Annotated in this window: 1 protein-coding gene; it reads right to left on the bottom strand. The window is 69.9% G+C overall.

Going from position 1 to position 16,588, the window contains the following annotated elements:
• Positions 1–41: 41 nt before the first annotated feature.
• On the bottom strand, positions 42–16,583 hold the full coding sequence (locus DS837_RS06555) for a filamentous hemagglutinin N-terminal domain-containing protein (RefSeq protein WP_149163982.1): 16,542 nt from the start codon (positions 16,581–16,583) through the stop codon (positions 42–44).
• Positions 16,584–16,588: the final 5 nt, after the last annotated feature.

Genomic DNA, 16,588 nt, shown 5'->3' with positions numbered 1-16,588 from the left:
GCTATCCAAAGGGTAAAAGTCTGCCGGGGGAAAGGCGCGCCTCAGCGCGCCTCCTCCTTCTCCGTCTGCTGGTTGCCGGTGGCGGACGGTGCGGGACCGGTGGTCAGGACCTCCGGCTGTGCGCCGGCGCGGGTGGTGGACGGGGTGGTTCCAGCCCCATTTCCCGAACCATCAGCCCCGGAGCGGGTGGACAGAACCTCCGGCTGAGCCCCGGCACCGGTCAGCGACGGGGTCGTGCCGGCCAGGGACAGAACCTGCGGCGCGGCGTAGGCGGCCAGAGTGTTCGGCGTGAGGCCGGATCGGGTCACCGTGCCGGTGAACAGGCTGGTGACGCCGGGGGTGCTGGGAACCGGGACGACCACCACCACGGTGGCGGCGACCCGGCTGACCTGCTGCGTCGGACCCCAGGGGGTGTTGTTGATGAAGTACGGGGCGGCCCGCAGCGGGCTGTCGATCGCGCTGGCGGCCAACGCGTCCGTCTTGCCGGCCACGGTGCCGAACATCCGGGCGGAACCGGCCTTGGGAACGGTCAGGCTCAGCACGTCGATCTTCTGCAAGGCGGTCCCGATCTCCTGTCCGATGAGCAGCGCCCCGCCGTCGGACGCCATGGTCAGCATGGTGGCCTTGCCCTGAAGCCCCGCCATGGTGATGGGGCCGCCCGCCGTGATGGACGCCTGGCCGTCCGGAAGGGATGCCACGGCGCCCAGCGTGATCGGGCCGTTCTTGGCCGTAATGCTGGCCGGCAGAACAATGCCCGATCCACCGGATTGGGTAAAGCCCCCCTCCGTGACAACCGTGGCATCACGCCCGAAGGTCACCGTGCCGGACCCGTCCGTCGTGACGACGGCCAGCGAGCCCGCGCTGTTCACCGCCGCGCCGAAGGTGAAGCCGGCGCCGGTCAGGCGGAGGCCGTCCGTTCCGGTGGCGGTCAGCGCCTTGGCGAAGCGGCTCTCGCCGCCCGCCGTCTGGGTCAGCGAGCGCACGGTCACCGCGCCGTCGTAGAAGACGCCGCCCGAGCTGCGGACCGTGACGTCGCCCATCAGGCCCGACGCGCCGATGTCGCCCGCCGCCCGGATGGCCGCGCCGGTCAGCGCCAGCGCGGAGCGGTTGGCGCTGTCGACGGCCCCGCCGAACACGAGGTCGCCGCCGGTGCTGGTCAGGACGCTGTTGGCGGCCACCGTCAGGGCACCGCCGAAGCGCTGCGCCCCGGTGGTGGCGATGCTGGCGCCGTTCAGGCGGACGCCGCCGCTGACGGCAATCTGCCGCAAGGCGCCGGTTTCGCCGAAGACCCCGGCCAGGACGGCGTCGCCCTCGACCGTCAGCCCCGGCGCCCCGGCGTTGGCGGCGTTGCCGCCGTTCAGCAGGGAGACGGTCCCACCCGTCAGGACGGTGTCGGCCCCCAGCGTCACCGCGCCGTCGTAGCTCTGCTCCGCCACGGTGGTCACCGCGCCGCCGTTCAGGGCGGCGAGGCCGGTCACCGACAGGCGGCTCAGCGCCTGCGTGCCGCCGACGGCGCCGTTGACGACGGCGTTGCCGGCGATGGTCAGCCCCTGCCCGCCGCGGGTGGCGGCGTCCAGCCCGCCGGCCAGCACGACGGTGCTGCCGGTCAGGCGGGTGTCGGTCCCCAGCACCGCCCGTTCCCCGTAGGTCTGGGTCCCGGTGGTGTCGACGGATCCGCCGTTCAGGGCGAGCGTGCCCGCCGCGTCGGTGACGACCGAGGCCGCGCGGACCGACTGGGCGAAGCGGGTCTGGCCGGCGCTGTTCACCACCAGGGCGCCCAGACGCTCCATCTCGCCGACCGTGCCGGCGAAGACGGCGTCGCCGGTTCCGCTGCTGACGGTCAGGGCCTGCCCGCCGTCCAGCGTCCCGGCGAAGGTGACGCCGGTGCCGGCCAGGGCCGACGGGGTGCCGGCCAGACGGACCGCGCCGCCGTAGGTCTGCGCCCCGCTGGTGACCGCCGTGGCGCCGGTCAGCAGCGTCTCGCCACCGACCGTCAGCGCCGCCAGAGCCTGCCGGGTGCCGAGGGTGCCGGCGAGCGCCGCGTTGCCGGCGATGGTCAGGCTCTGACGGCCCGCCTCGGCCGCGTCGATGCTGCCCGACAGCGACACCTGGGTGCCGGTCAGGACGGTATCGGCCCCCAGCGTCACCGCGTCGGCGTAGCTCTGCGCCCCGGTGGTGTCGACGCTGCCGCCGTTCAGGATGGTGATCCCGGTGGCGTCGGTGGCCAGCGAGGCCGCCTTCACCGCGCCGGCGACGGTGGTGGTGCCGCCGCCGTCGATCGTCAGCGCCCCCAGACGGCTGGTGCCGCCGACCGCGCCGCCGAGCAGGATGTCGCCGCTGCCGCTGGCCAGCGTCAGCGCCCGCCCGCCGTCGAGGGTGGAAGCGAAGACGATCCCGCCGTCGCCGGTGATGCGGCTGTCGCCGCCCAGGGTCGCCGCCGTCGCCGCCGTGAAGACCGTGCCGGCCCGATAGGCGCCGTCCAGGGTCACCGCGTCGTTGTAGGTCTGGGCGCCGCTGGTCGTCACCGCCTTCAGGCTGGTGGTGCCGTCGGCGTCGGTGGTCAGGCTGGCGAGCGCCGTGGTGTTGCCGACCGCCGCGTTGAACTGCGTGGCGCCGCTGCCGTTGACGGTCAGCGCCTGGGCGCCGTTCACCGTGCCGTTGAAGGTCACCGCACCGCTGCCGGCATTGACCGTGGCGGCCCCCGCCAGCGTCGCCGGGCCGGCGACGGTGAAGGCGCCGTTGCCGGTGGCGTAGGTGCCCATCAGGCTGGTTTCCCCGCCGTAGCTCTGGGCGCCCGCCGTGGTCACGTTGACGAGGCTGGTGTAGCCCGTGCCGGTGGTCAGGCTGGCGAGCGCGGTCGTGCCGCCCACCGCCGCGTTGAACACCATCGCCCCGGTCGAGATCGCCGTCAGGTCCTGGGCGCCGTTGACCGTCCCGTTGAAGGTGATCGTGCCGTAGCCCGCATCCACCAGCGTCGTCCCGGCCAGCGTCGTTTCACCGTTGAAGGTGATCGGGCTGTTGAGCGAGCTGTAGGCGCCGTTGAGCGTCGTCACGTCGTTGTAGGTCTGGGCGCCGCTGGTCGTCACCGCCTTCAGGCTGGTGGTGCCGTCGGCGTCGGTGGTCAGGCTGGCGAGCGCGGTCGTGCCGCCCACCGCCGCGTTGAACTGCGTGGCGCCGCTGCCGTTGACGGTCAGCGCCTGGGCGCCGTTCACGGTGCCGTTGAAGGTCACCGCACCGCTGCCGGCATTGACCGTGGCGGCCCCCGCCAGCGTCGCCGGGCCGGCGACGGTGAAGGCGCCGTTGCCGGTGGCGTAGGTGCCCATCAGGCTGGTTTCCCCGCCGTAGCTCTGGGCGCCCGCCGTGGTCACGTTGACGAGGCTGGTGTAGCCCGTGCCGGTGGTCAGGCTGGCCAGAGCCGTCGTGCCGCCCACCGCCGCGTTGAACACCATCGCCCCGGTCGAGATCGCCGTCAGGTCCTGGGCGCCGTTGACAGTCCCGTTGAAGGTGATCGTGCCGTAGCCCGCATCCACCAGCGTCGTCCCGGCCAGCGTCGTTTCACCGTTGAAGGTGATCGGGCTGTTGAGCGAGCTGTAGGCGCCGTTGAGCGTCGTGGCGGCATTGTGGGTCTGCGCGCCGTTGGTGGTGACGCTCAGGAAGCTGGTCGTGGCGCCTGCGTTGGTGGTCAGGCTGGCGAGCGCCGTCGTGCCGCCCACCGCCGCGTTGAACTGCGTCGTCCCCGTCCCGGCGATGGTCAGCGCCTGGGCGCCGTTCACCGCGCCGTTGAAGGTGGCCGTCCCGGCGTTCACCGTCGTCGCGCCGGCCAGCGTGGTCGCCGCGTTGGCGGTGACCGTACCACCCGTGTAGGTGCCGTTCAGGGTCACCGCGTCGTTGTAGGTCTGGGCGCCCGTGGTGGTGACGCTGCGCAGGCTGCTGGTGCCGGTGGCGTCGGTGGTCAGGCTGGCGAGCGCCGTCGTGCCGCCCACCGTGCCGGTGAACTGCGTCGTGCTCTTGTTGTTGACCGCCAGGGCGTAGGCGCCGTCCACCGTGCCGGCGAACAGCACGCTCGACCCGCCGTTCACCGTCGTGTCGCCGGCCAGTGTCGCCGCACCGTTGGCGGTGAAGGCGCCGCTGCCGGTGGTGTAGATGCCGTTCAGGGTGACCGCGTCGTTGTAGGTCTGGGCGCCCGTGGTGGTGACGTTGCGCAGGCTGCTGGTGCCGCCGGCGTCGGTGGTCAGGCTGGCCAGAGCCGTCGTGCCGCCCACCGTGCCGGTGAACTGCGTCGCGGCCTTGCTGTTGATGACCAGGGCCTGGGCACCGTCCACCGTGCCGGCGAACAGCACGCTCGACCCGCCGTTGACCGTCGTGCCGCCGGCCAGCGTCGCCGCACCGTTGGCGGTGAAGGCGCCGCTGCCGGTGGTGTAGGTGCCGTTCAGCGTCACAGCGTCGTTGTAGGTCTGGGCACCGTTGGTCGTCACCGACTTCAGGCTGCTGGAGCCGCCGGCGTCCGTGGTCAGGCTCATCAGCGCCGTCGTGCCACCCACGGCGCCGTTGAACTGCGCCATGCCCTTGTTGTTGACCGCCAGGGTATAGGCGCCGTCCACCGTGTTCATGAACACAACGCTCGACGTGCCGTCCACCGTTGTATTGCCGCCCAGCGTCACCGCGCCGATGGCCGAGAAGACCGCGCCCGTGGTGTAGGTGCCATCCAGCGTCACCGTGCCGCTGTAGGTCTGGCCGCCCGTGGTCGAAACCGACTTCACGCTGGCCGTCCCGCCGGCGTCGATGGTCAGGCTCGTCAGCGCCGTCGTGCCGCCCACCGTGCCGGTGAACTGGGTCACGCCGCTGCTGGTGATCACGAGAGAGTTGGCCCCGTTCACCGTGCCGCTGAACAGCACGTTTCCGCTGCCGGAGTTCACCGTGGTGGCGCCCGCCAGCGTCGTCGCACCGGTCGCCGTGAAGGCGCCGTTTCCGGTGGCGTAGGCGCCCTGGAGGCTGGCCGCGCCGGTGTAGGCCTGCGCGCCCGTCGTCGTCACGTCGCGCAGGCCGATGGTCCCCCCGGTGATCGTCAGATAGGCCAGATTGCTGGCCGACCCGCCCAGCGTCACTGCGCCCTGCCCGGCGAGCAGGGTCGCCCCGTAGCCGCCGCCGTTCAGCGTGCCGCTCACCGACAGGGCTCCGCCGGTCGTGGTCACCATACGGTTGCCGCCCGACAGGGCCAAGTTCCCGGTGACGGTCACCGACTTGCCGGTCAGCGTGCCGCCGAGCGTGGTGTTGCCGGTGTAGGTCTGCGTGCCCGTGGTGCTCACAAGGCCCAGGCCGATGGTGGTGCCCTGCACCGTCACGCTGGCCCGGGTGGCGTCCGAACCGACGCTGTACACCGCCCTGGTCAAGGACACCGCACCCCCCGTGGAGATCAGGGAGATGTTGCCGCTGTTCCCGGCGTTGATGCCGGTGGTGGCGTTGCTGTCGGTGATGGCGCCGCTGGCGGTGACGAAGATGTCGCCGTCGGTGGTGGCGAGATTGCCCAGGTTGAAGCTGGTGCCGGCCAGATAGATTCCGCCCGTCCCGGTCACCATCGCCGAGATGTTGGCGATGGTGCTGGTGAAGGCGGTGGTGCTGGTCCCGATCCCGGTGTTGGAGGTCAGGTTCAGCGTGCCGCCGGTCAGGCTGGTGCCGTTGCCGGTCAGCAGGCTGCCGCCCGCCGCCGACAGGTTGATGACGCCGCTCGCCCCGGCGTTGACCGTACCGACCGTCAGGTCGCCCGTCGTCGCGGTCAGGCTGACCGTGCCGACGCCGGTCACCGAGGTCGCGGTCATGCCGGTGCTGCTGGTGGCGGTGACAGTGCCGTTGGCGCCGAGGGTCGCCGCCGTCAGCGTGCCGGTGTTGTTGACGGTCAGATTCTTGCCGGAGCCGGTCAGGCTGGCGTCGATGGTGCCGACCGTGGTGTTGAGGGTGGTGTCGCCGCCGTTGGAGCCGCTGGCGAAGGTCAGCGAGCCCGCGGTGATCGACAGCGACCGCGGCGAGGCCCCCGTGGCCACCACGTCGGTGGCGCCCTTCAGGGTCAGCGCGCCCGTGCCGAGGTTGATCGCCGCGGTCGGCAGGGTCAGCACCCCGCCGGACTGCAGCAGCAGGTTGCCGCTGGTCATCGACAGGCCGGCGCTGGCGTCCAGGTTGCCCGCCGTGCGGATGTAGGCGGACCCGCCCGCCCCCAGGGTGACGAGGTTGTTGCCCAGCGTCAGGGCGGCGCTGTTGATGTTGTCGACCGAGATGACCGGCGTGGTGCCGGTGGCGGTCAGGCCGGTCAGGCTCGACACGTTCATCTTGATCGGCGTGCCGGCGCCGGTGGCGACGTCGGTGACCGCGCCGATGCTGCCGCCGTTGGCGGTCAGGCTGGCCGAGTGGCCGGTCACATGGGTGCCGTTGCCGCTGCCCAGGATGGAGCCGGCGGCGGTCAGCGCGACCGCTCCGTTGGTGGTGTTGGCCGACACCGACTGAACCGTCATCGTGCCGGCGGACGCGATGGTGACCGAGCCGCCGGAGGCGGTGGCCGAGGTGACGGTGACGCCGCTGGTGGTGGCGTCGGTCAGATAGATGCTTCCGGTGGCGCTCGCCAGGGTCAGGCCGCCGGTGGTGGTCTGGACCGAACGGCTGGAGGTGCCGACGCCCTTGCCGCCGGTCAGCGAGACCGAACCGCCGACGATCCGCGTCTCGGCAAGACCGTCGTCATACACCCCGCCCCCGGTGGAGCTGAGGGTGACCGCGCCGGTGCCGGCGTTGATGCTGCCGGCGATGATGTCGGCGTCCACGGCGGTGGAGGAGATCGTGATCGCCCCGCCGCCGGTGCTGGCGTTGACCACCTGGAGGCGGTCGCCCGCCTGCACGTCGATCTTGCCGCCGGTCGTCGCGGCGTAGGCGAGCGAGGAGGCGCCGGTCGTGCTCAGATAGATGTCGCCCGCCCCACCGTTCACCTGCAGTTGGGCGCCGCCCACGCCGACGCGGGCGGAGGAGGTGCCGATGCCGCCGGCCCCGTTCAGCGCGACGGTCTTGGCGGTGACCGTGGAACCGCCGTTGGCGGCCAGGATCTTGCCGCCGCCGCTGGTGGCGCTCAGCGTGACCGAGCCGTTGTTGGCGCCCGCCGTCACCGTCCCGGCGGTGATGGACCCGCCGGTCGAGGTCACGGTGATGCTGTTGCCCGACGCGTCGGTGGCGATGGCGACGTTGGTCAGCGTGATGTTGCCGCTGCCCGACACCACCACCGGGCCGTTCTGGACGGCGGCGCTCAGCCCGCCCGTCAGAGACCCGGCGATGTCGAGATAGAGGCCGCCCGCGCCCGTGACGTTGGTGGTCAGCGCCCCGGTGCTGGACGTCGTGACCTTGAACGCCGCGTCCGCCGTGCCGATGCCGGCCCCCGCCGTCAGCGTGGCGCTGCCGGTGCCGAGGCTCAGGCTGGAGCCGCCGTTGAGGATCCGGCCGGCCGTCGCCGTCAGGGTCAGCGCCTTGCTGCTGTCGTAGGAGAGGTTGGAGACGGTCAGGTCGCCGGCCGCCGCGATCACCGTCAGGGCGCCGCCCGTGGTGATGGAGCTGAGGTTCAGCCCCGCCGCGTTCTTCACGAACAGCCCGCCGGAGCCGCTGCTGGCGGTCAGGCTGGACACGTTCATGCCCAGCGCCGTGGCGTTGCTGCCGATGGCGCTGCTGTTGCCCTGCTCGTTGGTCTTCTTCTGCGCGTCCAGCTTCAGGGAACCCGCGGTGATGGTCGATGAGTTGTTCACCGCCGTGATGTTGCCGGCGGTCGCGCTGTTGCCCGTGGCCGTCAGGCTGACCGTGCTCGACGCCCCAGTGTCCACCGTACCGATGGCGATCGCCCCCGGCGCCTTGAAGGTGAAGTCCAGGCCGGTGCTGTCGGTCAGCGTGGTGAAGGTGGTGGTGCCACCGCTGTCCGTGACGCTCCAGTTCAGGTTGGTGGCCGTCAGGCTCATCGTGCCGGACGTGGCGGTGCCGGTGGACGGCGTGCGGTCGATGGTCAGCTTGGCGAGGTCGAGCGTGTCGGCGACGTTGAAGGTGCCGGCCGTTTTGATCGTCAGATCGGTCGTCGCGACGTTCAGCGTCGAGCCCGTGTCGGCGATGCCGCCCTTGATCGCGGACAACTCGACGCTGCCGCCGGTCACCAGATTGCCGCTGTTGGCGCGGATGTTGCCGTCGCTGCTGGTCAGCGTCACCGTCCCGGTCGTGGTGACGGTGCCGACGGTCAGGAGGCCGGTCCCCGAGGAACCGGTCGACAGCTTGATCGCACCGCCGCCGGTGCTCACCACCGACTGGACGGTCAGGGCCCTGCCTTCCGATACCGCGATGCTGCCGGCGGCGCTGGCGGTCAGCGTCGTGGTGCCGCCGGAACCGGCCGACGTCGAGATGGCGCTGTCGCTGCCGATCGACCCGGTCGCCGTCAGGTTCACCAGATTGGCGCCGCTGATCGAGCCGCTGAGGATCGAGCCGCCCTGGTTGTTGATGACCGCGTTGGCGCCGCCCATGGAGATCGTGCCGAGCGCGATATCGCCGATGGAGTTGTTCAGGGTCAGCGCACCGGCCAGGCTCATGGAGTCGATGACCGTCGAACCCTGCAGGTTGATCACGGCGCCATTGTTGGCGTTCACCGTCAGGTTGCCGGTGGTGATGCTGATGAATTCACCCCCGTTCGCGCCGACCACGTTGGAGGAGGACGTCAAGGTCGCGACGCCGGCGTTGATCTTGACGACCGAGTGGCCGTTCCCGACGATGCCGGGGTCCGCGATCAGGGCGATCGTGCCGGTCTTGCCGACGTCCAGGCCGCCGACGACCAACTTGCGGTGGCTGTCGAAGGTGAAGCGCACCCCGCTGGCGTCGGTCAGCGAGGCCAGCGCCGTCTGGGTGCTGCTCTCGGCGCCGATCAGCGCGATGGCTGTGCCCGTCGTGCTGACCGAGGTCAGGTTGTAGGTGCGGTTGTCGATGCTGGACGAGGTGCTCTTGATCTTGAGCGCGCCGATGCGGGTGTCGGATTCGACGTAGAGATCGCCCTTCACGTTGAAGGTCGCGGACGACGCCGACAGGTGGATCTTGTTGCTGGAGGAGCCGATGGCGCCGCCGCCGCTGCTCAGGGTCGCGGTGCCCGCGGTGATGCGGTTGGCCGGGTTGCCCACGTTCGCCGAGGCGGCGCCCAGGATGTTCCCGGCGCTGGTCAGGTCGACCGTGCCCCAGTTCTGCACGTTCAGCGTGCCGATGGACAGCGCGTGCTTGGTGTCCAGCTTGAAGGCGAGACCGGTGCTGTCGGTCAGTTCGCTCAGCGTGGTGGTGGTGCCGTCGTCCGTCATGGTGAAGACGAGCTGCGGCGCGGTGATCTGATAGGTGCCGGCACCGGTCGTCCGCGAGCTGGTCAGCGACAGCGCGGTCAGGTCCCGGCCGTTGTCCACGAAGGCGTCGGTCGCCGTGCTCAGCACCAGCGTGTCGGCCATCGTCGCGATGTGGTTGGACGACGCCCCCGCCTGACCGATGGTCCCGGTCGAGGTGAGGGTGACCGTGCCGGCGGTCACCATCGAGCTGCCGGTGCTGAGGATGTCCTTGCCGGTGCCGGTGGTCTCGATGGACACCTTGCGGGACAGGCCGCCGTTGATCGTCCCCAGGGCGACGCTGTTGTCGCTCTTGAACGAGAAGTCGAGGCCGCTGCTGTCCACGACGCTGGACAGGGTGTACTGGCTGCCGCTGTTGGTGTCGGTCAGCGCGAAGGTCAGCCCCTCCGCCCGGATGTCGTAGACGTTCTGCGTCCCGGCGAGGGCGTGCTTGACCTCGAGGTCGAGGGCATACAGGTCGGTGCTGTTCGTCAGACGGACGTTGCGCCCGGCGGTGACCTTCAGGGTCCGCGTCTCGGTCAGCAGCGACGCGCCGGACGCCCCGATGGAGCCGCCTTCGACCTTCAGCGTCACATCGTCCGCGCGCAGCAGCGTGGTTCCGCTCTGGAGGAGCGACCCGTTGTTGGTCACGGTGATGTCCGCCGAGCTGGCCGAAACGCCCTTCAGCGTCAGGTCGCCCGAATTGCTGAGGCTCAGCGAGCCGGTCAGGTCGGCCGTCAGCGTGCCGATCTTGGTTTCGAGCTTTGTGCTGCTGCCGGCGGACGAGGCCTTCATCGTCAGGCTGCCGGCGGTGACCGCGGTGCCGCTGCCCGTCGCATTGATGGAGTTGCCGCCGGTGACCGTCAGATCGACCGTGCCGGTGGTGCCGACGTCGATCTTGGTGACCTGCATAGCCTTGTCGTTGGTGATCGCCAGCTTCAACCCGCCCTGGGTCTGCGTGACGTTCGTCACCGTCAGGCCGGATGACGCCGTCGAATCGCTGAAGCTGGCGGTCAGGTCCTTCGAAATGATGCTGTAGGTGTTCGCGGCGTTGGGGGACTTCTGGTGCCGGAAATCCAGCGTCAGTTCGGACAGCGTGACGTTCTGGCCGTTGTTGACCGAAACATTGCCGCCCGACGTGACGGCCAGCTTCTTCGTGCTGGTCTGCACCGCGGAGGTGCCGCCGACGTTGCTGTTGCTGCCCGTGGCGACCAGCGCGACCTTCCCCGCCGTGATCGTCCCCGATCCGTTGATGGACGGCCCGCCGGAACTCGCTCCGGTGGTGACCAGCGTCACGGAGCCGGTCGAGTCGGTCCCGGCGTCCATGGTGCCGGCCACGATGCTGCGGTCCGCGCTGTAGCGCAGATCCATGCTGCCGGCGCCGGTCGCCAGCGTCAGGGTCTGAACGCCGCTGCTCTCGGACACCGCGAAGCTGCGGCCGGAACCGAGGTTGCTGAACTGGTAGGTGCCGGTATCGGAGTTCGACTTGTGCGTGACCGTGACGTCCAGCGCGGTCAGCGGGGTGTTGTTGTTGTTGATGTAGAGGTTGCCGTTCGTCACCAGGGTCAGCGACGAGGCGCCGACCTTCATCGCCCGCGTGCTGGACCCGATGGAGCCGCCGTCGGTGCCGGTGCCGTTGGCCGACAGGGTGACGGCGGACGCCAGGATGGAACCGCCGCCGGACAGCGTGATCGTCGAGTTCACCCCGCCGCCCGCGGTCGTCAGGCTGACCGATCCGCCGGTGGCGACGATCTCGGAAACCGAGATGTGCTTCTTGCCGGTGAAGCTGAAGTTGCTGCCGCTCGCCCCGGTGACGTCGATCGAATGCGTGGTGCCGCTGTCGGCCAGCGAGTAGATCTGGGACCCGGTGCTGCCGATCGAGAAGGTGCTTTTGGTCGCGGTGACCGTGGTGGCGTTCGTGCTGGTGATCGCCAGGCTGTTGAAGGCGCGCCCGTTGTTGTCGACGTAGATGTCGCGCCCGGCGGTCACCGACAGGTCGCCGGTGTCGAGACTGATGGCCCCGTAGAGGGTCGAATCACCGATGGAGGAGGAGGTCCCCGCCTCAATCGATACCTTGCCGGCGGTGATCTTGCTGCCGTTGCCGGTGTTGGTGACGCCGTTGGACGAGACGATGGTGACGCTGCCGCCCGTTCCGACGTTGACGGTGCCGACCTTGACCGCGCGCGACGAATTGAAGGCGAAATTCAGCGCCGTGCTGCTGGTGACGGTCTGGATCGTGGACTGTGACGAGCCGTCCGACAGGGTGAAGACCTGTCCGTTGACCGTGGTGATCCCGATGGTGCCGCCGGAGTAGGAGCCGCGCGTCAGGGTGAGGTCGGTCAGCGCCATCGTGTTGGTGATGCCGATGGAGCCGCCCGTCGTGATCGACAGGTTCGCCGTCGCCAGATTCAGCGCGTTGGTGCCGCCGACGCTTCCATTGGCGCTCAGGACCACCTTGCCGGCGGCGATGAGCGTCGTGTTGTCCGAATCGTCCTGGATGCTGCCGCTGGTGTTCGTCAGCGTGACCGTTCCGGTGCCGTTGTTGGCGTTGACCGACCCGACGGTCATGACGCCGTTGGACTTCGTGACGGTGATGTCGCCGCCGGCCGTCAGGCTGTTCAGTTCGGTCGGGCCGGTGCCCAGGCCGAGCCACATCGATCCGCCGGCGGTGGCCGCGACCGTGCCGGCGTTCACGCTCACCGCCTTGTCCGACGAGCCGATGTTCTTCCCGGCGGTCAGGGTCACCGTGCCCGAGGAACCGCCGCGCAAGGTGGCGCTGTTCGAGTTCAGGATCGACCCGTTGGTCGCCGTGATCGTGATGTCGGTGCTGCTGCTGGAGGTGAAGCTGCCGCCCAGGACGATGTCGCCCCAGGTCGCCGTCACCACGATGGGATTGTCCGCGGCGCTGAAGAATTTGCCCCCCAGCGTGATCTGGTTCTTCTGGTTGTTGACGCCCGTCGAGGTCGGCAGGGTGATGTAGATGCCGCCGTCCGCCGCGCTGGCGTTGAGGACCGGGGTGACGATGTCCAGATACTCGGTGCCCGAGCCGCTGCCGATCGCCTTGCTGGCCTTCAGGTTGACCGAACCGGCCAGCACCACCGTGGTCTTCGACCCGTCGTCCAGGATGGAGCCGTTCGTCGTCTCGGCGTTGAAGATGCTGTAGGTTTCGCTGGGCGAGGGCGTCCCGTTGTCGGGAAGGACGCCGTTCTTGTAGGTCAGATCGACCCGACCCAGCCGGATGTCGCGGTCGCCCTTGAAGGAGAAGAGCAGGCCGGTAGTGTCCACCAGCGTGCTCAGCAGGTAGCCGTTGGTGGCGTCGTCGGTCAGGCCGAAGGCGAAGTTCGGCGCGGTGATCGAGTAGCTGTTCACCACCGTCGTGTCGGCATGGGTGCTGGTGAGGGTCAGCTCCGCCATGTCGGACAGGTTGGTGACGTGCAGGTCGCCGCCGGTGGTCAGCGTCAGCTTCGTGGCGTTGAGCGCCAGCGGAGCGGAGACGTTGCCCAGGTTGCCCGTCGCGGCGCTCAGCGTCACGGTGTCGGCATCGATCCGCGTGTTCAGGCTGCCGTCGTCGCGAATGCTGCCGGTGGTGGAGGTCAGCGTGACCGTGCCGCCCGTCCCCACCGTGGCCAGATCGCCGACGATCAGGTCGATGTCGCTGTTGAAGCTGAGGGTTTTCAGCTTCGGGCTGCCGACCGCCTCCAGGATGGTCGCGGTGCCGTTGTCGCCGACCGCGAAGTTGAAATACTCTGAGGTGAGTTGCAGCGCGTTGGCCGCTCCGCCGACATGGCGGTTGGTGATCGACAGGCCGGTCAGGATCACGCCGCTGTTGTCGAGATACAGATCCCCGACGTTGCTCAGCGTCAGCGCCCCCGTGGAGGTGCGCAGATGGGTGCCGAAGCTCCCGATGGCGCCGTCCGTGCTCAAGGTGATGCTGTTGGCGGACAGCCGGTTGTTGGCGTCCTTGCCCAGGATGGCGCCGCCGGTCGTCGTCACGGAGATCGCGCCGGTGGTCGTCTTGATCGTCCCCAGCGTGGCGGCGCCGCCGCTGACGGTGAGCGAGACCGACGAGCCGGTGGAGGTGATGTTGTCCACCGTCACGGCGCCGGTCTGCATGACCGTGATGTTGCCCGCGTTGTTGGTGACCGTCAGCCGCTTCGCCGCGGTGTTCACCGTCACGGTGGAGGTGCTGCCTCCGGCGGCGAGGGTGACGTTGTCGCCGGTGATCGTGCCGGACAGGTCGGAGATGCTGCCGTTGGCGGTCGTCAGGGTGACGTTGCCGTTGGCCCCGGCATTGACCGTGGTCGCGGTGATGTCGGACACCGCGCCGTTCGCCGTGACGGCGATGCTGCTGGTCCCGTTGGCGCTGGTGATCGTTCCGATGGTGGTTGTGCCGCCGGTGGTGATCGCGACGTCGCCGTTGGTCGAGACGATGGAGCCCAGCACCGCCGAGCCCGACGTCGTCAGAAAGACGCCGCCCGCGCCGGAGGTGGCGTCGATGTTGTAGGAGCCGGCGGTCAGGGCCGTGCCGCTGGTGCCGATGCTGCCGGCGGCGTTCAGGACCAGGCTGTAGGAGCTGATGGTGGTCGAGGCGTCGGCATCGTTCAGGATGCTGCCGCCGCTGCTGGTCAGGGTCAGCGTGTTGCTGCCGCTGGCCACCGCGCCGACCGTCAGGTTGCCGGTGGCCGCGACGGTGGTGGCGCCGCCGCTGGTCAGGTTGGCCAGGGCCAGCGCGCCGGTGTTCGACAGGTTGATGCCGCCGCTGCCGGCCGTCGCGGTCAGGCTGGCGCCGGCGGTGTTCAGCACCTGCGACGACGTGCCGATGGCGCCGTTGCTGCCCGAGGAGCCGCGGGCCGTCAGCGTCAGAGCGCCGCCGGTCAGCAGGCCCGCGCTGGTGCCGGTGATGTTGCCGGCGGTGCTGGTCAGCGCGACCGACCCCGCTCCGGCGTTGACCGTGCCGACCTGGATGTTGCGATCACCGCGGAAGGCGAAGCTGTTCAGGCCGCCGACCTGGCTGATCGCGTCGAGCGCGGTGCTGCCGGACGAATCGGTGACGGTGAAGATCAGGCCGTTGGAGGCCAGGAAGAACTGGCTGTCGGCCCCGACCGTCCGGTGCGTGCTGGTGACGGAGAGGTCGGTCAGCGTCTGGTCGTTGGTGACGTACAGGTTGCCGCCGGTGACCAGGGAGAGTTGGGTGCTGCTGGTCGACACCGCAGCACCGCTGGCGCCGATGGCGCTGCCGGCGGTCAGGGTGACCGGGCCACCGACGATCCGGCCGGCGTCCAACGCGGTCAGCGACCCGCTCTGGGCGTTGACGGAGACCGCCCCGGCGCTTCCCGAGACCGGCGTGGTGTCGATCAGGTTGGCGAGCTGGACATTGTTGGTGGCCGTCAGCCGAACCGCGCCGCCGCGGGTCGTCAGCTTGCCGATGTTGGTCAGGCTGCTGGCCATGCCGTTGGCTTCCAGCACGATGTCGCCGCCGTTGGTGCGGATCTCGTAGCTGGCGTCGGTGAAGGCAATGCCGTTGCTGGTCAGCGAACGCAGGGTGAAGCTGTGGCCCGCAATGGTCTGGAGATCCAGACTGGTCTCAACCGTGATGAGGCCCGACGCCTCCAGCACGATGTTCGCGTTGCCGGCGATGCCTTCCAGCACCTGCTTCGACACCGTGTTGACGGAATCGCCGCTGCCCAGGTTGGGATCGTTGACGCCGATCGTGCCGTCGCCGGCGGCGCCGTCCTGGCTGCCTCCGGCGGAGCTGACGATGCGCAGGCTTTCCGGGTCGAGCAGGAAGGTGCCCGCCGCCCCCTTCGGCGCGGACAGGTCCACGCCGCCGGTCAGCGTGATGTCCTTGTGGCTGGACACCTCGGCGAAGCCGCCGTCGCCGCCGTCGGCACCGCCGCGGGCGGAGATCTTACCGGCGTGCTTTGTGCTTTTCTGCGACAGCACCGTCACGCTGCCGCCCTTGCCGGACTTCACGGCGTCGGCGGACAGGGTGGCGCCGGCTTCGACCGTCACCTTGTCCGACCAGGTGCCGGAACGGCCCTTCTGGCTGCCGATGGCGACCTCGCCGCCGCCCTTGCTGCCGGAGGCGTCGACGCGGGCGTTCTTCTTCACGGCGATCTCGGCGCCGGTGGCGACGACGGTGCCGCCGGTCTGCCCCTCGCCGCGCCCGCTGGCGTCGACGGTGCCGCCGATGACGACCTTGCCGTTGTCACCGCCCGACAGGACGATCTTGCCGTTGGCGCTGCCGACCGAGGTGGCCTTGATGACGCCGTCGGTGTTGATGACGTTGTCGATCACGCCCTTCACGGCGCGCGCCGACAGGGTGACGCTGCCGCCCTCGGCGGCGATCTCGCCGGAATTGACGACCAGCGCCGCGACCGGCTTGCCGTCCGCGTCCTTCGCCACCGTCTTGACGGCGGAGCTGGCGTCGAAGCTGATCAGGCCGTCGCCGTGGAAGTCGAGCGTGAAGGTCTCGGCACCACCCAGCGCGACCTTGCCCAGCTTCGCCCGGATGACGCCGGAGTTGCGGACGTGCGGGGCCACCAGGGCGGCCAGACCGCTGTCCTTGACGGTGATGTCGCCCTCGTTCACCACCATCGCGTTCGGCTTGGTGGAGGCTTGGTCGAACTGGTACTTGCCCGCCATGAAGTTGGCGTCGGAGATGTTGGCGGTGGTCGCCACCAGCCCGCCGACGTCCACCTTCGCCCCGGCGCCGATCACCACGCCGTTGGGGTTGACCAGCATGACCGTGCCGTTGGCCGACAGGCTGCCCATGATCTTGGACGGGTCGGCGCCGGTGACCCGGTTCAGCGTGACGCTGGACGCCGAAGGCTGCTGGAAGGTGACCTTCTCACCGGCGTCGATGCTGAAGGACTTCCAGTTGATGATGGCCTTGTCGGTGGACTGCAGGATCTCCATCGACTTGGGGGTCGCCGACTGGATGGTGGCGGCACCCGCGGTGACGGTGCCTTCCAGCGGATTGGCGTAGGCGGCGCCGGCGAACAGGGTGGACAGCGCCACACCGATCACGCTGCGCAGCGCCAGCCGGGCGAAGTCGATGCCCCCCTTGGCCTTCGCCGCACGGCGCTGGCGCCGGGTGCCGCCGCCGCGCTGGGGCGCCTCCGTCGCGGACGACAGCAGCAGCCGCTGGCGCAGCGTCTGCCGGTGACGGCGCGCGCCGGGAATCTCGGTGAAGCCGGAGGTGGTGGTGACGTTGCCCTTGCCCATGTCCT

Origin of the sequence: Azospirillum brasilense (genome assembly GCF_008365405.1) — a bacterium.
GTDB lineage: Bacteria > Pseudomonadota > Alphaproteobacteria > Azospirillales > Azospirillaceae > Azospirillum > Azospirillum brasilense_D.
Note: the sequence above shows the minus strand (reverse complement) of the source record. Positions and strands in the feature narration are given on the sequence as shown.